General features: G+C 69.2%; 16 protein-coding genes, 1 tRNA gene and 1 pseudogene. 13 read left to right on the forward strand and 5 right to left on the reverse strand.

Annotation, left to right across the window (positions count from 1 at the left end; translation table 11 throughout):
* Positions 1–73 precede the first annotated feature (73 nt).
* The 5 genes from AC07OQ_RS15760 to AC07OQ_RS15780 form a co-directional block, all read right to left on the reverse strand.
* A complete protein-coding gene (locus tag AC07OQ_RS15760) occupies positions 74–691 on the reverse strand; it encodes a BRCT domain-containing protein (protein WP_495054081.1) in 618 nt (205 codons plus the stop codon).
* A gap of 264 nt (positions 692–955) precedes the next feature.
* Positions 956–1,210, reverse strand: coding sequence for a hypothetical protein (locus AC07OQ_RS15765; protein WP_495054082.1), 255 nt, complete (start codon positions 1,208–1,210; stop codon positions 956–958).
* A 127-nt stretch (positions 1,211–1,337) separates the two neighbouring features.
* Entirely contained in the window at positions 1,338–1,646 is a 309-nt protein-coding gene (locus tag AC07OQ_RS15770; protein ID WP_495054083.1) for a hypothetical protein, read from the reverse strand.
* A 229-nt stretch (positions 1,647–1,875) separates the two neighbouring features.
* Positions 1,876–1,963, reverse strand: a tRNA-Ser gene (locus tag AC07OQ_RS15775).
* A gap of 44 nt (positions 1,964–2,007) precedes the next feature.
* Positions 2,008–2,832, reverse strand: coding sequence for a symmetrical bis(5'-nucleosyl)-tetraphosphatase (locus tag AC07OQ_RS15780; RefSeq protein WP_495054084.1), 825 nt, complete (start codon positions 2,830–2,832; stop codon positions 2,008–2,010).
* A gap of 105 nt (positions 2,833–2,937) precedes the next feature.
* On the opposite strand from AC07OQ_RS15780, the pseudogene AC07OQ_RS15785 reads away from it, so the two are divergent.
* The 13 genes and pseudogenes from AC07OQ_RS15785 to AC07OQ_RS15845 all read left to right on the forward strand — a co-directional run.
* A pseudogene (locus tag AC07OQ_RS15785) lies at positions 2,938–3,678 on the forward strand (hemolysin family protein); the annotation flags it as partial.
* 138 nt (positions 3,679–3,816) lie between these two features.
* Positions 3,817–4,245 (forward strand): transporter associated domain-containing protein, encoded by a 429-nt coding sequence (locus AC07OQ_RS15790; RefSeq protein ID WP_495054160.1) that lies wholly within the window; start codon positions 3,817–3,819, stop codon positions 4,243–4,245.
* Positions 4,242–5,000 carry a SapC family protein gene (locus AC07OQ_RS15795; protein WP_495054085.1) on the forward strand — a complete coding sequence of 253 codons (759 nt, stop codon included), beginning with the start codon at positions 4,242–4,244 and terminating at the stop codon, positions 4,998–5,000. The genes AC07OQ_RS15790 and AC07OQ_RS15795 overlap by 4 nt, the downstream gene beginning before the upstream one ends.
* Positions 5,001–5,123: 123 nt before the next feature.
* On the forward strand, positions 5,124–6,503 hold the full coding sequence (gene pcaB, locus AC07OQ_RS15800) for a 3-carboxy-cis,cis-muconate cycloisomerase (protein WP_495054086.1): 1,380 nt from the start codon (positions 5,124–5,126) through the stop codon (positions 6,501–6,503).
* Positions 6,500–7,783 (forward strand): bifunctional 4-carboxymuconolactone decarboxylase/3-oxoadipate enol-lactonase PcaCD, encoded by a 1,284-nt coding sequence (gene pcaCD / locus AC07OQ_RS15805; RefSeq protein WP_495054087.1) that lies wholly within the window; start codon positions 6,500–6,502, stop codon positions 7,781–7,783. The genes pcaB and pcaCD overlap by 4 nt, the downstream gene beginning before the upstream one ends.
* A 110-nt stretch (positions 7,784–7,893) precedes the next feature.
* The gene (locus AC07OQ_RS15810; RefSeq protein ID WP_495054088.1) at positions 7,894–8,250 is read left to right on the forward strand and encodes a hypothetical protein; all 357 of its coding nucleotides are present in this window, start codon (positions 7,894–7,896) and stop codon (positions 8,248–8,250) included.
* 195 nt (positions 8,251–8,445) lie between these two features.
* The gene (locus AC07OQ_RS15815) at positions 8,446–10,542 is read left to right on the forward strand and encodes a 3-hydroxyacyl-CoA dehydrogenase NAD-binding domain-containing protein (protein WP_495054089.1); all 2,097 of its coding nucleotides are present in this window, start codon (positions 8,446–8,448) and stop codon (positions 10,540–10,542) included.
* 129 nt (positions 10,543–10,671) lie between these two features.
* Positions 10,672–12,144 carry a M20 family peptidase gene (locus tag AC07OQ_RS15820; RefSeq protein ID WP_495054161.1) on the forward strand — a complete coding sequence of 491 codons (1,473 nt, stop codon included), beginning with the start codon at positions 10,672–10,674 and terminating at the stop codon, positions 12,142–12,144.
* Positions 12,145–12,175: 31 nt separating this feature from the next.
* Complete coding sequence (locus AC07OQ_RS15825) at positions 12,176–13,351, forward strand: acetyl-CoA C-acyltransferase (RefSeq protein WP_495054090.1); 1,176 nt, start codon at positions 12,176–12,178, stop codon at positions 13,349–13,351.
* Complete coding sequence (locus AC07OQ_RS15830) at positions 13,348–13,776, forward strand: PaaI family thioesterase (RefSeq protein ID WP_495054091.1); 429 nt, start codon at positions 13,348–13,350, stop codon at positions 13,774–13,776. Before AC07OQ_RS15825 ends, AC07OQ_RS15830 begins: the two co-directional genes overlap by 4 nt.
* Positions 13,777–13,802: 26 nt before the next feature.
* Positions 13,803–15,617 (forward strand): acyl-CoA dehydrogenase, encoded by a 1,815-nt coding sequence (locus AC07OQ_RS15835; protein ID WP_495054092.1) that lies wholly within the window; start codon positions 13,803–13,805, stop codon positions 15,615–15,617.
* Positions 15,604–15,801 (forward strand): hypothetical protein, encoded by a 198-nt coding sequence (locus AC07OQ_RS15840; RefSeq protein WP_495054093.1) that lies wholly within the window; start codon positions 15,604–15,606, stop codon positions 15,799–15,801. Before AC07OQ_RS15835 ends, AC07OQ_RS15840 begins: the two co-directional genes overlap by 14 nt.
* 21 nt (positions 15,802–15,822) lie before the next feature.
* Entirely contained in the window at positions 15,823–16,614 is a 792-nt protein-coding gene (locus AC07OQ_RS15845; RefSeq protein WP_495054094.1) for an SDR family oxidoreductase, read from the forward strand.
* Positions 16,615–16,616: the final 2 nt, after the last annotated feature.

The raw sequence follows: 16,616 nt of genomic DNA on the forward strand, positions 1-16,616 counted from the left end.
GACTTCCCGTTTTCTCGACATTCAACATCAACGCTTGTTCTTCTGGGCGTGATGATAGGTTTTGTTAGCTGCTCTAAGCCCTTATGGCTGCCACCCAGGCATCCTCATGCACGATCAGCAGCGGCGCGCCGGCCTGCTTCAATTCCATGGCCTTGGCGATCTTGGTGCCGAAACTGCCGTGCTTCCACTCGGGGCTGCCGAGACCGCCGACCACAACGTAATGCAGCTTCTTTGAGACCGATGCCGCGACGATGCCGCCGCGTGCCTCAATTAGACGCTCGCAGTCGCCGCGCTGACCGTAGGCGAAATCGCCGGTGAGGCAGAACCGGCGATCAGCGAATTCGACCATCTCGACCTGGTCAAGCGCCAGCTCGGTGACGTGGGTGGACTGGGCCAGATCCTCGAGTGCGCCCCCGATCAGGGCCTGCAGCGTGTCTTGAAGGTGCAGGCGTTCGACTTCCGTGATCATGCCATCTTGCAGCACGTCCTCAATCTTGGCGTGCAGGGCGTTGCCCGGCCAGGTCTCACAGAGCGACTCGTTCGCGGCCAGCCAGTCCCGCAAGAACCCAATCTCGCGATCGTTGAGGTCACCGTCGGCCAGCATGCCCTGAGCGATGCCCAGCAGCGCGCTGCATGAGCGGGCCATGTCGTTGTTGAAGCGCAAGGCCTGGCGTGCGAAGAAGTTCGTCATGGTGTCGTCTCCCCTGTCCAAATCCTCCGCCGCAGGCCGGTGCTGGCAATAGGGATAACACCAGCCCATCCGCAGCATCGAGGATGTGCCGCCGGGGCCCCACGTTGCGGCGGCATCGCGAGCGAGCGCATCTGGGCAAGCGCACCAGGGCCGGCCCCAGCAGCTCGCCGCCGAGCCGCATGCTGAGCGGGGCCGGGCAGGCCGCCAGCCTGGCCAGCCCCGGCAGCGGACGCACGGCCGGGGCCAGGTCTTGCTCCAGGCCCTTCAGCACCTGGGCCGGCACCATGCGCCGCGCGCGCCAGGCCGGGCCCAGCGCGCTGCCGACCGCCACCGCCAGGCCGAGGCCGCCGAACAGAAGCTGCGCCTAGGGCCCCGGAGGCAGGGGGCGCCGGCCAGCAGCCCGCCGCCCAGTCCGCCGCCCAGCAGGCGCAGGTCCAGCGCGGCCAGGCCGGTGCCCAGCAGCAGGCCCAGCGGCGCGGCCTCGGCCAGGATCAGCGCGGCGCGCTCGTGCGCCGGCACGCCCAGCAGGGCCAGCTGCGGCCGGCGCTGCGCCTGGGCCAGGGCCTGTGCACCGCGAACACCAGAAGGCTGCCAGTGAACGGGGCCATCAGCGAGAGCACGCCCAGGTTGACCCGGTAGGCGCGGCTCAGCGCCGGCAGGTCCTGGGAATCACCCTCTGCGTCGGCGCCGGGTCGCCCGGGTGGCAGCGGCGTCCCGGCCGCCCCAGCAGGCCCTGAGCGGCGGCGATGTCCAGCACCGCCAACGTCGCGCCGCCACCCGCCACCCGCCACCCGCCGGCCGCCGGCCGCCGGCTGATGCTGCGCCCCTCGCCCTCGCCCTCGCGCTGGCCCGAGGCCAGGCGCAGCGTGATCTGTGCCGGTCGCGGATACGGCAGCAGGCGCAGGGCCGCCTCGTTGAGGAAGACCGCGTCCAGTGTCAGCCTGTCCAGTTGCATCGCTTTGGCGGAGAAGGGCGCGAGAGCAGGGGGCCGGAGCTGCATCGAGTGCACCACATCCGGTTGAGTAGGAGTAGGTCCTGGCGACTGGGCAACCGCAGCGCTGGCGGCAGACATGGCGACCGCCGCTGTTGTGCAAGTGCAACCCCGATAAGACCGCCGCGTTGGTGGGTTTTATGGGGGGTGAAAACAAGAAACGGGCTGCAAAGGCCCGCATTTCCTAGAAGTCTGGCGGAGGCTGTGAGATTCGAACTCACGGACGGTTGCCCGTCGACAGTTTTCAAGACTGTTGGGTTAAACCACTCCCCCAAGCCTCCACAAACCGTGCCGGCGGCAGCGCACGACCGGCAGGGCCCGCATTCTAGCCGCCCGGCGCCTGCACCTGCGCGCAGTCCACCTGGATCAGCTCGCGCAGCCCGCCGTCGACGCGCATCGCGCTGAGCTGGCCGCCCCAGACGCAGCCGGTGTCCAGGGCCAGCAGGTCGGCGCGGTTCAAGAGGCCCAGCGTCGACCAGTGGCCGAAGGCGATCGGCGTGGCGGCGCTGCGCCGGCCCGGCACCTCGAACCAGGGCATATGGCCCGGCGGGGCGCCGGTGGCGCCGTCCTTGGTCTTGAAATCCATGCGGCCCTCGGCGTCGCAGAAGCGCAGCCGGGTCAGCGCGTTGACGATGCAGCGCAGCCGGTCCGCGCCGGCCAGGTCGTCGCGCCATTGCTCGGGTTCGTTGCCGTACATCTGCGGCAGGAACTCCGCCAGCTCCGGCCCCCGCAGCAGGGTTTCGACCTCGGCCGCCAGCGCCAGGGTCTGCTCGCCGGTCCATTGCGGCAGCACGCCGGCATGCACCATCAGCCAGCCCTGCGAGAAGCAGGCCAGGCGTTGCTGGCACAGCCAGTCGAGCAGGGCCTCGCGGTCGGGGGCATCGAGGATTTCCTGCATGGTGTCGCCGCGGTGGGGCTTGCGCACGCCGGCCGCGGTGGCCAGCAGGTGCAGGTCGTGGTTGCCCAGCAGGCAGGTGGCGGCCTCGCCCAGGCCCTGCAGGCGGCGCAGGGTGGCCAGCGAGGCGGGGCCGCGGTTGACCAGGTCGCCAAGCAGGAAGATCCGGTCGCGTGAGGGTGAGAAATCGAGAATGGCCAGCAAGCGCTCCAGCGCGTCGCAACAGCCCTGGATGTCGCCGATCAGGTAGTGCATAGCGGGATTGTGCTGTCGGAATAGACATGGCCTTCTGCTACTCTTGCCGGCTTCTGAAAAAACCAGCGCGGCCACGGGTAAACCCTTGAGTCGGCGGCGCTCTCGATGGACACCGCTCTTGTTCTTTTCCTGATTCTTCTCAACGCCCTGTTTGCCATGTCGGAGATGGCGCTGACCGCCAGCCGCAAGGCGCGGCTGCAGGTGATGGTGGAGAGCGGCGAGTCCGGCGCGCAGGCGGCGATGGACCTGCACGACAACCCGACCAAGTTCCTGTCCACGGTGCAGATCGGCATCACCTCGATCGGCGTGCTCAACGGCATCGTCGGCGAGGCGGCCTTCTCGGGACCGCTGGGGCTCTGGCTGGAGAGCAGCTTCCATATGCCGCCGCGTGCCGCCGATCTGGCGGCCACCGGCCTGGTGGTGGTGATCCTGACGGTGCTGACCATCATCTTCGGCGAGCTGGTGCCCAAGCGCCTGGGCCAGATGTATCCCGAGACGGTGGCCCGCCTGGTGGCGCCGCCGATGGAGCTGCTGTCGCTGATTGCGCGGCCGCTGGTCAAGCTGCTGAGCTTTTCCACCGACGCCACCTTGGGCCTGCTGGGCCTGCGCGGCAAGGTGTCGCGCGGCGTGACCGAAGAGGAGATCGCGGCCAGTCTGGAGGAGGGGCTGGACGCCGGGGTGATCGAGGAGCAGGAGCATCAGATGGTGCGCAATGTGTTCCGGCTGGACGAGCGCCAGGTCGGCTCGATGATGATCCCGCGCGCCGAGATCGCCTGGCTGGACATCGACGACGACGCCATCCAGGTGCTGGAGATGCTGAAGGCCCATGGCTACAGCCGCTATCCGGTGTGCCGCGGCGGGCTGTCGGACGTGGTCGGCGTGATGTCGGCGCAGCGTCTCTTGCAGCGCTCGCTGGCCTGCGAACCGCTGCTGCTGAGCGAGGGGCTCGAGGCGCCGATCTTCGTGCCCGAGACCCTGTCGGGCATGGAGCTGCTGGATCATTTCCGCGGCTCGGACGCGCAGCTGGTCTTCGTGGTCGACGAGTATGGCGAGGTGCAGGGCGTGATCTCGGTGCGCGATGTGCTGGAAGCCATCGCCGGCGAGTTCTCGGCCCCGAGCGATGGCGATGCCTGGGCGGTGCAGCGCGAGGACGGGAGCTGGCTGATGGACGGCCTGATCCCGGTGCCCGAGCTGAAGGACCGCCTGGGCCTGAAGGAACTGCCCGAGGAGGATCGTGGGCGCTACAACACCCTGGCCGGCATGATCATGCTGCTGCTGGGGCGCTTGCCGCGCACGGCCGATGTGGCGGAATGGAACGCGTGGAGATTCGAGGTCGTGGACCTCGACGGCAAGCGTGTGGACAAGGTGCTGGTTTCGCGACTGGCAGAGGATGACGGAGATAAAGAGCAATGAGCAACCCCCCGATGTACGGCAGTCTGCTGCCGCTGGACCGTGAGCAGCACAAGAACCTGCGCCTGCAGACCGAGATCGCTACCGTGGAGCAGGCCGCCGGCCTGAACTCGGCGTTCCTGGCCGCGGTCGAGTTCAACGAGGCCTGCAAGGAATTCCCGATCGTGTTCGTGCGCGTCGGCGAGGCACCGAAGGACGGCAGCCTGCAGGTCGTGGCGCCGCTGGCCGTGTTCGGCCTGAAGCCCGGCCACAATATGTTCGTCAAGGACGGCCAGTGGACGGCCACCTACATGCCGGCCTATCTGCGCCGCTATCCCTTCGCGATGGCGCGCCTGGACAACAGCGACCAGGTCGCCGTCTGCTTCGACGAGCAGTGGCGGGGCTTTTCGCAGACCGAAGGCACCCCGCTGTTCGGCGCCGACGGCGAGCCCAGCGAGTTCACGGCCAACGCCCGCAGCTTCCTGGAGAACTTCGAGCGCGAGGCCGAGCGCACCCGGCTGGCCAGCATCGAACTGCAGAAGCTGGAGCTGCTGCAGGAAATGCGCTTCGAGGCCACGCTGCCGAGCGGCGAAACGCTCAATGTCGACGGTTTCCTGGCCGTCAACGAAGAGAAGCTCGCCAAGCTGGAAGATGCCAAGGTGCTGGAGCTGTTCCGCAACGGCCTGATGTCGCTGATCGAGATGCACCGCGTCTCGCTGGGCAATATGGCGCGTCTGGCGAATGCCCATTCGGCCGTCGCCGCGACCGCCACGGCCTGATCGAAGGCCCAAGGCTCCGGGAATGTGGCAGGCCCGCGTCTGCGGGTTTGTCCACGCTCTCAGCATCGAGCCGTCTCGCTAGCATGACCCGGACCCTGGCTACCGGATGACGATGCAGTGTTGGTGAGTGAAGTGTTCCTGTCCACGCCGGAAATGATCGCGCTGCTCGACGAGCGCGCTCTTGTCCAGGCGATGATGGATTTCGAGGCCGCGCTGGCGCGTGCGCAGGCGCGCGTCGGCGTCATCCCGCAGGCCGCGGCCCAGGCCATCGCCAGCCTGTGCCGGGCCGAGCTCTACGATGTGCAGGGCCTGATGGCCGCCAGCGGCCGCGCCGGCAGCCTGGCGATCCCGCTGGTCAACAAGCTCACCGAGACGGTGGCGCTGTTCGACCCGGCCGCCGCCGGCTATGTGCATTGGGGCAGCACCAGCCAGGACGTGATCGACACCGCCCTGGTGCTGCAGACGCGGCGCGCGCTGCGCCTGATCGAGGATGATCTGCTGGCCCTGTGCGGCCGGCTGCTGGACCTGGCCGAGCAGCATGCTGCCACGCCGCTGCTGTGCCGCACGCTGCTGCAGCCGGCCCTGGTGGGCAGCCTGCGCGCGCGCCTGCTCAACTGGACCCTGCCGCTGCTGCGTTCGGCCGAAGCCCTGCGCATGCAGGCCGATGCGGCCCTGCAGCTGCAGCTGGGTGGCGCCGCCGGCACCCTGGCGGCGCTGGGCGAGCAGGGCGCCGCCGTGGCGGCCGAACTGGCGGCCGAGCTGCGCCTGCCTCTGCCCCCGACGCCCTGGCATACCCAGCGAGACCGCTGGCTGCGCCTGGGCGCGGAGCTGGGCGTGCTGACCGGCTCGCTGGGCAAGCTGGCGCGCGACTGGTCGCTGCTGGCCCAGGCCGAGGTGGGCGAGCTGATGGAGGGCGCGGTCAGCGGCTCGGGCGGCTCGAGCGCGATGCCGCACAAGCGCAATCCGGTGGCCTGCATGCAGGCGCTGGCGGCGGCCCGGCGCGCGCCGCAGCGCGTGGCGGCCCTGCTGGCCTGCATGGACCAGGAACAGGAGCGCGGCCTGGGCGGCTGGCAGGCCGAGCAGGCCGAATGGGCCGGCCTGCTGCTGAGCTGCCACAGCGCCGTGCATGCGCTGGCGCAGGCCGCCCCGGGCCTGCAGCTGCACCCGGCGCGCATGCTGGAGAACATCGATCGGCTGCAGGACCTGGTGTTTGCGGAAGGCCTGGCCCTGCTGCTGGGTCGGGTCTGGGGCAAGGCGCGCGCGCACCAGGCCGTCGAAGGCCTGTCGCAGCAGGTCCTGGGCCAGGGTCGGCCGCTGCGCCTGCTGGCGCGCGAGCTGCGGGCGCAGGATGGCGAGCTGCAGGGGCGGATCTCGGAATCCGAGCTGGACGCGGTGTTCGATGTGCAGGCCGCGGCGCGCCATGCCGACGCGCGCATGGACGCGGCGCTGCGCCAGGCGCGCGCACAATGGACGGCCCTGATCGACACGCCCCGCAACCCATGAGCCAGCCCGACCTGCCTGCCGAACTCCCGCCCGATCAACGCCAGGACGACTTCGAGCGCGGCCTCGTCAACCGGCGCGCCATGCTGGGCGAGGACTGGGTGCAGCGCTCGACGGCCGGCGCCAGCGCCTTCAACGCCGAGTTCCAGGAATTCATCACCCGCTACGCCTGGCACGAGATCTGGGGCCGGCCGGGCCTGGACAAGCCGACCCGGCGCCTCTTGGTGCTGGGCATGACCATGGGCCTGGCGCGCTGGGAGGAGTTCGAGTTGCATTGCCGCGCGGCCGTGCGCGCGAGCAAAACCGGTGGCGGCGTGACCCTGACGATGATCCAGGAAACCCTGATGCAGGGCGCGATCTACTGCGGCGTGCCGGCCGCCAACACCGCCTTCAAAATCACCGGCGAGATCCTCAAGGCCGAGGGCCTGGCGCCGCTGCCGCGGCCGCTGACGCGCGCCGCGCGCCCGCGGCCGCAGCACACCTTCAGCCAGCCGCAGCTGGCCGTGATGCTGCAGGGCGAGGCGAACCTGGAGGATGGGGGCGTGCCCATCGTCTTCAGCCACGCGCTGGGGCTGGATCTGCATATGTGGGACGGCGTGGCCGCCGAGCTGGCCGGTGCCGGCCATCCCACCTTGCGCTACGACCATCGCGGCCATGGCGAATCGGCCGTGCCGGCCGGGCCCTACACCCTCGATCAGCTCGTGGACGATGCCGCGCGCCTGATCCGCGAATGGGGGCGCGGCCCGGTGCTGTTCGTCGGTCTGTCGATGGGCGGCATGGTGGGGCAAGGCCTGGCCCTGCGACATCCGGAGCTGCTGCGCGGCCTGGTGCTCGCGCACACGACTTCGCAATACCCCGAGGCCGCCCGCACCGCCTGGGCCCAGCGCATCGCGGCGGTGGAGGCTGGCGGCATGGCGGCCGTGGCGCAGATGGTGACCGAGCGCTATCTGCACGCCGATTTCCGCGCCGCCGAACCCGAGGCCGCGCAGGCCGTGCTGGCCCAGCTGCTGGACCAGGACGCGGTCGGCTATGTGGCGGCCTGCCAGGCGGTGTGCGCGGTGGACTATCTGGAGCGCCTGGGCGCGGTGGCCTGCCCGACCCTGGTGATCGCCGGGGCGCTGGACCAGGGCGCGACGCCGGCCATGGCCGAGGCGATCGCGGCCCGCATTCCCGGCGCGCGCCTGGAACTGCTGGCCGAGGCCTCGCACCTGAGCCCGCTGGAGCAGCCCGAGGCCTTGCTGGGCCTGCTGAAGCCCTTTGCAGCGATGCTGCCACCGCGTTAAATCCGCCACATATCTGCCGGGCCGGGCCGCCGCAACCCACCTAGAAGGGGCGTTGGCGCTGCTCGGGCGCGGCGCTACATTGAGCCCAGCTTGCCGACGCGAGGGAAACCATGAACGCAACAACGCAGTCGCTGATGCTGGGATTCGCCGTGCTGATCGGCGGCGCGCTGGCCTGGCTGGGGGCGATGTGGTGGTATGGCCGCCGGCTGCGCGTCGCGCGGGGGCGCGTCGAGCATCTGGAGCAGTCGCGTCAGCAGATCGGCCAGCAGGTGTCGCAGGCGCGCCGCCAGGTCGAGCAACTGCAGCGCGAACTGGCCGAGCTGCGTCAGGCCGGGCCGCTGCCCGTCGGCGACAGCCGGCCGCGCCCCGCGCCGGAGCAGGCCAAGGAAGTGTTCCTGCCGCTGCCGCCCGAGGCCCCGATTCCCAAGGACGGCTTCGCCGAGACCCAGATCCTGCGCCGCTCCTGAGCGCGCCCGAGCAGGCCCGGCGGCGCTGCGGCGGGGCCCCTCGCAAATCCCGGTACGACCCTGTCACGACAGGGACATCGCCGGTGCGGATTTGCTGCCTAGAATCGAACGATCGTTCTATTCTGAACTCGGCCCGCGAGACAAGGGCCGAGCCCTATCGCATCTCCCGCATCGCTCTGCACAGAAGGGGTCAGCATGACTGCAACTTACGAAGTCCGCGGCAAGGTCGCCGTGATCACCTTGAGCAACCCGCCGGTCAACGGTCTGGGCTATGAGACCCGCAAGGCCGCGGCCGCGGGCATCGCCCAGGCCGAGGCGGACGCTGCCATCCATGCCGTGGTGATCACCGGCGCCGGCAAGGCCTTCTCCGGCGGCGCCGATATCCGCGAGTTCGGCTCGCCCAAGGCCCTGGCCGAACCGAACCTCTTGAGCCTGATCGCGGTGGTCGAGAACTGCACGAAGCCGGTGGTCGCCGCGATCCACACGGTCTGCATGGGCGGCGGCCTGGAGCTGGCGCTGGGCTGCCATTACCGCGTCGCCGCGCCGGGCGCCAAGATCGCACTGCCCGAGGTGAAGCTGGGCCTCTTGCCCGGCGCCGGCGGCACGCAGCGTCTGCCGCGCGCCTTGGGCGTCGAGCCCGCGCTGAACATGATCGTCAGCGGCGAGCCGGTGAACAGCGAGCTGCTGGCCCAGGTGCCGGGCCAGCAGCTGTTCCAGAAGATCATCGTCGACGGCGATCTGCTGGAGGGCGCGCTCGCCTATGCCAACGAGGTAGCAGACAAGCGCCCCCTGCCCAAGGTGCGCGACTTGAAGGCCCGCCATGCCGAGCCCGAGGCCTATTTCCAGTTCGCCCGCAATATGGTCGGCGGGATGAGCAAGAACTTCCCGGCGCCGCTGCGCTGCCTGGAGGCGGTGGCCGCCTCGGTGAAGATGAAGTTCGAGGACGGCATGAAGGCCGAGCGCGAGGGCTTCGCGGCGCTGATGCTGACGCCGGAATCGAAGGCGCTGCGCCATGCCTTCTTCGCCGAACGTGCCGCCAGCAAGATCGGCGATGTGCCCGAGGACACGCCGGTGCGCAAGATCGAGAAGGTGGCCGTGATCGGCGCCGGCACGATGGGCGGCGGCATCTCGATGAACTTCCTGAACGCCGGCATCCCAGTGACGATCCTGGAAACCAAGCAGGAAGCGCTGGACCGCGGCGTTGCGACGATCAGGAAGAACTACGAGGCCCAGGTCAAGAAGGGCAAGCTGAAGCAGGACAAGTACGAGCAGCGCATGGCGCTGCTGACGACCACCTTGAACTATGCCGACATCGGCAGCGCCGATCTGGTGATCGAGGCGGTGTTCGAGGAGCTCGGCGTCAAGGAGGCGGTGTTCAAGCAGCTCGACGAGGTGATGAAGCCCGGCGCGATCCTGGCCTCCAACACCTCGACCCTGGACGTCAACAGAATAGCCAACTTCACCAAGCGCCCGCAGGACGTGGTGGGCCTGCATTTCTTCAGCCCGGCCAATGTGATGAAGTTGCTGGAGGTGGTGCGCGGCGCCGCGACGGCCAAGGACGTGCTGGCCACCGTGATGCAGCTGGCCAAGAAGATCAAGAAGACGGCGGTCGTGTCGGGCGTCTGCGACGGCTTCATCGGCAACCGCATGATCGAGCAGTACAGCCGCCAGGCCGGCTTCCTGCTGGACGAGGGCGCCAGCCCGCAGCAGGTCGACAAGGCGGCCGAGAAGTTCGGCTTCGCGATGGGCCCGTTCCGCATGGGCGATCTGGCCGGCAACGACATCGGCTGGGCCATCCGCAAGCGCCGCTACCAGGAGAAGCCGAACCTGCGCTACTCGAAGAGCGCCGACCTGCTCTGCGAGCTGGGCCGCTTCGGCCAGAAGACGCAAGCCGGCTGGTACGACTACCAGGCCGGCAAGCGCGACGCGATTCCCTCGCCGGTGGTCGAGGAGATGCTCGTCAAGCATCGCGCGGCCTTAGGCATCACGCCGCGCCAGATCGGCGACGACGAGATCGTGCACCGCCTGGTCTACGCGCTGGTCAACGAGGCCGCCCATCTGCTGGAGGAGGGCATCGCCCAGCGCGCCTCGGACGTCGACATGGTCTACCTGACGGGCTACGGCTTCCCGCTGTGGCGCGGCGGCCCGATGTGCTATGCCGACACCATGGGCCTGTTCAATGTCGTGCAGGCGATGCAGCGCTTTGCCAAGAACCCGCTGGACGATGCCAAGTTCTGGGAGCCGGCGCCGCTGATCCAGCGCCTCGTCGCCGAAGGCAAGTCCTTTAGCTGAAATGAGGGCCCACCCCCTAGGCGCTGCGCGCGCCCCCTCGAGGGGGCGAGCCCCTAGGCCCGGCGAAGCCGGATCCTCGGGCTCCGCGCGGCCTGCGTTGGGGCTCGCCATCGATGAGGCACATTGGCAATCGTGCGCATTCTGCTGAAACTCCTGGGGCTGGCGATGCTGGCGCTGATCCTGGCCGTCGCGATCAACACCTGGCGCCAGGGTTCGCGCCAGCTGGAGGTCGCGCCGCTGGCACAGCCGCTGGCGGTGGACGAGGCTGGCCTCGCCGAGCGCCTGGCCGGCGCGGTGCGCGCGCGCACCGTCTCCTCGCTGAGCGATGCGCAGCTCAATGCCGAGCAGTTCCGGCAGCTGCATGCGCATCTGCAACAGGCCTATCCCAGGCTGCATGCGGCGCTGCAGCGCGAGGTCATCGGGGAACTCAGCCTGCTCTACCGCTGGCAGGGTAGCGACCCCGCCGCCAAGCCCATGCTCTTGATGGCGCACCAGGACGTGGTGCCCGTCGCGCCGGGCACCGAGAAGGACTGGGGCCAGGAGCCCTTCGCCGGCATCGTCAAGGACGGCTTCGTCTGGGGCCGCGGCGCCTGGGACGACAAGGGCAATCTGCTCGCGCAGCTGGAGGCCGTCGAGACCCTGGTCGCGGCAGGCTTCAGGCCGCGCCGCACCATCTACCTGGCCTTCGGTGCCGACGAGGAGGTCGGCGGCCTGCGCGGCGCCAAGGTGATCGCCCAGACCCTGCAAGAGCGCGGCGTCCGGCTGGACTTCGTGCTCGACGAGGGCCTCTTGATCACCGAGGGCGTGATGCCGGGCTTGGCCAAGCCGGCGGCCCTGATCGGCATTGCCGAGAAGGGCTATCTGTCGGTGGTCTTGAAGGTGCCGGCGACGCCGGGCCACAGCAGCATGCCGCCGCCCAAGGGGACGGGCGCGATCGCGATGATGGCCGCGGCCGTCAAGCGCATCGACGACGCTCAGCTGCCCGGCGGCATCAAGGGCATCGCGCGCGAGATGTTCGAGACCATCGCGCCGGAGATGAGCGGCTTCCAGCGCATCGCGCTGTCCAATCTCTGGCTGTTCGGCCCGATCGTCGAGAAGCAGCTGGCGCAGGGCGCCAGCACCAACGCGATGCTGCGTACCACCACCGCGCCGACCGTCTTCAATGCCGGCAACAAGGACAATGTGCTGCCCGGCTCGGCCGAGGCCACGGTCAACTTCCGCCTGCTACCCGGCGACAGCCGGGCCGCGGTGCTGAGCCATGTGAAGCAGGCCGTGGGCGACGACAGGTTCGAGCTCTACGCGCTGCCCGGTGCCTCCGAGCCCAGCAAGGTCTCGCCGACCGCCTCCGACTCCTACCAGCTGCTCAATCGCACGCTGCGCGAGGTCTTTCCCGGCACCCTGGTCGCGCCGGGCCTGATGATCGGTGCCACCGACTCGCGCCACTTCGAGGCGGTCAGCGATCACATCTACCGCTTCTCGCCGGTGCGCGCCGGTCCGCAGGACCTGCCGCGCTTCCACGGCACCAATGAACGCATTTCCACGGCCAATCTGGCCGAGCTGACGCGCTTCTATCACCGTCTGGTGAGCGAAGCCGCCAGGTGAACCCACAACGACCTTCCTACGGAGCAACACCATGAGCAAAGCCGTCATCGTTTCCACCGCGCGCACCCCGCTGGCCAAGAGCTGGAAGGGCGCGTTCAACATGACCCATGGCGCGACCCTGGGCGGCCATGCGGTGAAGGCCGCGGTCGAGCGTGCCGGTATCGAGGCCGGCGCGATCGAGGACGTGCTGATGGGCTGCGCCACGCCCGAGGGCGCGACCGGCGGCAATATCGCGCGCCAGATCGTGCTGCGCGCCGGCCTGCCGATCACGGTGTCCGGCGTGACGGTCAACCGCTTTTGCTCCTCGGGCCTGCAGACCATCGCGATGGCGGCCCAGCGTGTGATCGCCGGCGAGGGCGATGTCTATGTGGCCGGCGGCGTCGAGAGCATCTCCTGCGTGCAGAACGAGGCGAACCGCCATATGTACGCCGACCCCTGGCTGGTGAAGAACAAGCCCGAGATCTACTGGAGCATGCTGCAGACCGCCGAACAGGTGGCCAAGCGCTATCAAATCGGCCGCGAGCGCATGGACCAGTATGGTGCCGCCAGCCAGCAAAAGGCCTGCGCGGCCCAGGCCGCCGGCAAATTCGCCGACGAGCTGATCAGCGTTACGACGACGATGGGCGTGGCCGACAAGGTGATGGGCCTGATGAGCAAGGAAGTGACGATCGCGGCCGACGAGGGCCTGCGCGAGGGCACGACCTACGAGGGCATCAAGGATCTGCGCTCGGCCCTGCCCGGCGGCCTGATCTCGGCCGGCAATGCCAGCCAGTTCAGCGACGGCGCCGGCGCCTGCGTGGTGGTCAGCGAGCAGTATGCCGAGAGCCATGGCCTGAAGCCCCTGGGCCGCTTCCTGGGCTTCGCGGTGGCCGGCTGCGAGCCCGACGAGATGGGCATCGGCCCGGTCTTCGCCGTGCCCAAGGTGCTGAAGAAGCTGGGCCTGACGGTGGCCGACATCGACCTGTGGGAGCTCAACGAGGCCTTCGCGGTGCAGGTGCTGTACTGCGCCGACACCTTGGGCATCCCGATGGACCGCCTGAATGTCAACGGCGGCGCGATCGCGGTGGGCCATCCCTACGGCGTCTCGGGCCAGCGCCTGACCGGCCATGCGCTGATCGAGGGCCGTCGCCGCGGCGCGAAGAAGGTCTGCGTCACGATGTGCATCGGCGGCGGCATGGGCGCGGCCGGCGTGTTCGAAGTGCTGTGAACAAGATCGATCTCGACACCCTGCGCGGCTTCTTCCGCGCTTCGCCCTTCATGGTGGACCTGGGCGTCGAGCCCATCGCGGCGGCCGAGGGCCGGATCACGACCGAGCTGGTGCTGGCGCCGCGGCATCTGCAGCACACCGGCGTCGTGCATGCCGGCGTGATGGCGGCGCTGGCCGACCACACGATGGGCGCGGCCGCGCAGACCATGGCCCCGCCGGGGCACTGGATCCTGACGGCCGAGTTCAAGACCAATCTGCTGCGTGGCGCGCAGGGCGAGCGCCTGGTCTGCGAGGCCTGGGTGCTGAAGCCCGGGCGGCAGCTGAGCTTCACCGAGGCCGAGGTCTATGCGCTGGGCGCCGACGGCCAGCGCCGGCTCTGCGTCAAGGCCGCGGGCACGATGGCCGTGACCAAGGCCGCCGAGTAAGCGTCGATCGAGAAGAGGAGGGTGCCGTGCGCCAGACCCTGGAATTCCTGCTGAACGACTGGCTCAAGGTCGAAGACCTGAGCGCACGCGAGCGCTTCGCCGAGCATTCCGCCGAGACCTACGGCGCGGTGCTGGATCTGGCCGAGAAGCTGGCGCGCGAGAAGTTCGCGCCCTTCAACCGCCTGGCCGATACCGAGGAGCCGCATTTCGATGGCGACAAGGTGCATCTGCCCGAGGCCACCCATGCGGCAATGCGCGCCTTTGCCGAATCCGGCCTGCTGGCCGCCAGTCAGGACTACGAGCTGGGCGGCATGCAGCTGCCCTGCGTGATCGAGATGGCGGCCAAGAGCTTCATCAGCAAGGCCAGCGTCGCGATGAGCGGCTACGCGATGCTGACCAAGGGCAATGCGAACCTGCTGATGGCGCATGGCAGCGAGCGCCAGCGCGAGGTCTTCGCTCGAGCCGAGTTTGCCGGCCGCTGGTTCGGCACGATGTGCCTGAGCGAGCCGCAGGCCGGCTCGTCCCTCTCGGACGTGGCGACGCGCGCCGAGCCCGATGGTGCCGAGTTCGAGGCCGATCCGCTGGGCCCGCGCTACCGCCTGAAGGGCAACAAGATGTGGATCTCCGGCGGCGAGCATGAGCTGGCCGAGAACATCATCCATCTGGTGCTGGCCAAGATCCCCGGCCCGGACGGCAAGCTGATCCCCGGCACGCGCGGCATCTCGCTGTTCATCGTGCCGAAGAAGATGGTGGACGCCGAGGGCAATCTCACCGGCGAGCGCAACGACGTGGCCCTGGCCGGCCTGAACCACAAGCTCGGCTACCGCGGCACGACCAACTGCCTGCTCAACTTCGGCGAGGGCAGGTTCAGCCCCGGCGGCAAGGCCGGTGCCGTGGGCTATCTGGTCGGCCGGCCCGGCGAGGGCCTGAGCTGCATGTTCCACATGATGAACGAGGCGCGCATCGGCGTGGGCCTGGGTGCGGTGATGCTGGGCCATGCGGGCTATGAGGCCAGCCTGGAATACGCGCGCCAGCGTCCGCAGGGCCGGCCCGTTGGCCCCGGCGGGAAAGATGCCAGCCAGCCGCAGCGGCCGATCATCGAGCATGCCGACGTCAAGCGCATGCTCTTGGCGCAGAAGAGCTATGTCGAGGGCGGGCTGGCGCTGGAGCTGTATTGCGCGCGCCTGGTGGACGAGTTGAACAGCGGCGCACCCGAGGCCGCGGCCGAGGCGCATCTGCTGCTGGAGGTCTTGACCCCGATCGCCAAGAGCTGGCCCAGCGAATGGTGCCTGGAGGCCAACTCGCTGGCCATCCAGGTGCTGGGCGGCTACGGCTACACGCGCGACTTCCCGGTCGAGCAGTACTGGCGCGACAACCGCCTGAACATGATCCACGAGGGCACGCATGGCATCCAGGGCCTGGACCTCTTGGGCCGCAAGGTGGTGATGGACGGGGGCAAGGCTCTGCTGACCCTGGCCGCGCGCGTCAACCGCACGGTCGAGGCCGCGCTGCAGCGGCCGGCCCTGGCCGAGCCGGCCAACCAGCTGGCCGCGGCCCTGGCCAAGCTGGGCCGTGCCACCAAGAACGCCTGGGCCAGCGGCGTGCCCGAGGAGGCGCTGGCCAATGCCACGCCCTATCTGCAGGCCTTCGGCCATGTGGTGCTGGCCTGGATCTGGCTGGAGCTGGGCCTTGCGGCCGCGGGCGACAGCGACTTCGCGCGCGGCAAGCGCGCCGCCGGTCGTTACTTCTTCGCCTACGAACTCCCTAAGATCGATGCCTGGCTGGCCGTGGTGTCCGGCCGCGAAGCGCTCTGCAGGGAGATGGACGATGCCTGGTTCTAATACGCTCATCTGGATCGAACGCCTGGTCTGGATCCTGATCTACGGCGGCGGCCTGGCCGCCAGCCTGGGGCTCTTCATCCTGCGTGGCGGCAACGAGCTGCTGGGCTGGTTCCTGATCGCCAAGGGCGGCATTGCCGCCGCGGCCGGTGTGGTGCTGATCTTCGTCCGCTCGCGCTGGCCCTGAGATTTTTCTGGAGACAAAGCAATGACGACACCTGTGCAAGACCTGTTCGACCTCACGGGCCAGGTGGCCCTGGTGACCGGCGGTTCGCGCGGCCTGGGCCTGCAGATGGCCGAGGCGCTGGGCGAGGCCGGCGCCAAGATCATGCTCAGCTCGCGCAAGGCGGCCGATCTGGAGGAGGCCGTGGCCCAGCTGCAGGACCGCGGCATCGACGCGCGCTGGATCGCCGCCGACGCGGCCGACGAGCGCCAAGCCCGCGGCATCGTCACGCAGACCATGGAGCGTCTGGGTCGCATCGACATCCTGGTCAACAATGCCGGCGCCACCTGGGGCGCGCCGGCCGAGGAGCATACGGTCGAGGCCTGGGACAAGGTGATGAACCTGAACATCCGCAGCCTCTTCATCGTGGCGCAGGAGGTGGCGCGCCAGAGCATGATTCCGCGCAGGAGCGGTCGCATCATCAATATCGCCTCGATCGCCGGCCTGGGCGGCAACCCGGCGCTGATGAAGACCATCGCCTACAACACCAGCAAGGGCGCGGCGGTGAACTTCACCCGCGCGCTGGCCGGCGAATGGGGTGCCCATGGCATCACGGTCAACGCGATCGCGCCGGGCTTCTTCCCCAGCAAGATGACCAAGGGCCTGTTGGCCGCGGTGGGCGCCGACGTGATGGCCGCGCATGCGCCGCTGAACCGCCTGGGCGACGACGAGGACCTGAAGGGCGCGGTGCTGCTGTTCGCCAGCCGCGCCGGCAAGCACATCACCGGGCAGATCCTGGCGGTGGACGGCGGCGTCAGCGCGCTCGTGGGAGGCTGAAC

The sequence above is a fragment of the Roseateles sp. GW821-FHT09B06 genome, from assembly GCF_059418245.1.

What these genes read in the sequence shown, in the direction of transcription:
- AC07OQ_RS15770 (WP_495054083.1), bottom strand. Translation starts at nt 1,646, where the DNA reads ATGCAACTGGACAGGCTGACACTGGACGCGGTCTTCCTCAACGAGGCG.
- pcaCD (WP_495054087.1), top strand. Translation starts at nt 6,500, where the DNA reads ATGAGCCAGCCCGACCTGCCTGCCGAACTCCCGCCCGATCAACGCCAG.
- AC07OQ_RS15795 (WP_495054085.1), top strand. Translation starts at nt 4,242, where the DNA reads ATGAGCAACCCCCCGATGTACGGCAGTCTGCTGCCGCTGGACCGTGAG.
- AC07OQ_RS15810 (WP_495054088.1), top strand. Translation starts at nt 7,894, where the DNA reads ATGAACGCAACAACGCAGTCGCTGATGCTGGGATTCGCCGTGCTGATC.
- AC07OQ_RS15790 (WP_495054160.1), top strand. Translation starts at nt 3,817, where the DNA reads ATGGAGCTGCTGGATCATTTCCGCGGCTCGGACGCGCAGCTGGTCTTC.
- AC07OQ_RS15840 (WP_495054093.1), top strand. Translation starts at nt 15,604, where the DNA reads ATGCCTGGTTCTAATACGCTCATCTGGATCGAACGCCTGGTCTGGATC.
- AC07OQ_RS15845 (WP_495054094.1), top strand. Translation starts at nt 15,823, where the DNA reads ATGACGACACCTGTGCAAGACCTGTTCGACCTCACGGGCCAGGTGGCC.
- AC07OQ_RS15825 (WP_495054090.1), top strand. Translation starts at nt 12,176, where the DNA reads ATGAGCAAAGCCGTCATCGTTTCCACCGCGCGCACCCCGCTGGCCAAG.
- AC07OQ_RS15760 (WP_495054081.1), bottom strand. Translation starts at nt 691, where the DNA reads ATGACGAACTTCTTCGCACGCCAGGCCTTGCGCTTCAACAACGACATG.
- AC07OQ_RS15815 (WP_495054089.1), top strand. Translation starts at nt 8,446, where the DNA reads ATGACTGCAACTTACGAAGTCCGCGGCAAGGTCGCCGTGATCACCTTG.
- AC07OQ_RS15780 (WP_495054084.1), bottom strand. Translation starts at nt 2,832, where the DNA reads ATGCACTACCTGATCGGCGACATCCAGGGCTGTTGCGACGCGCTGGAG.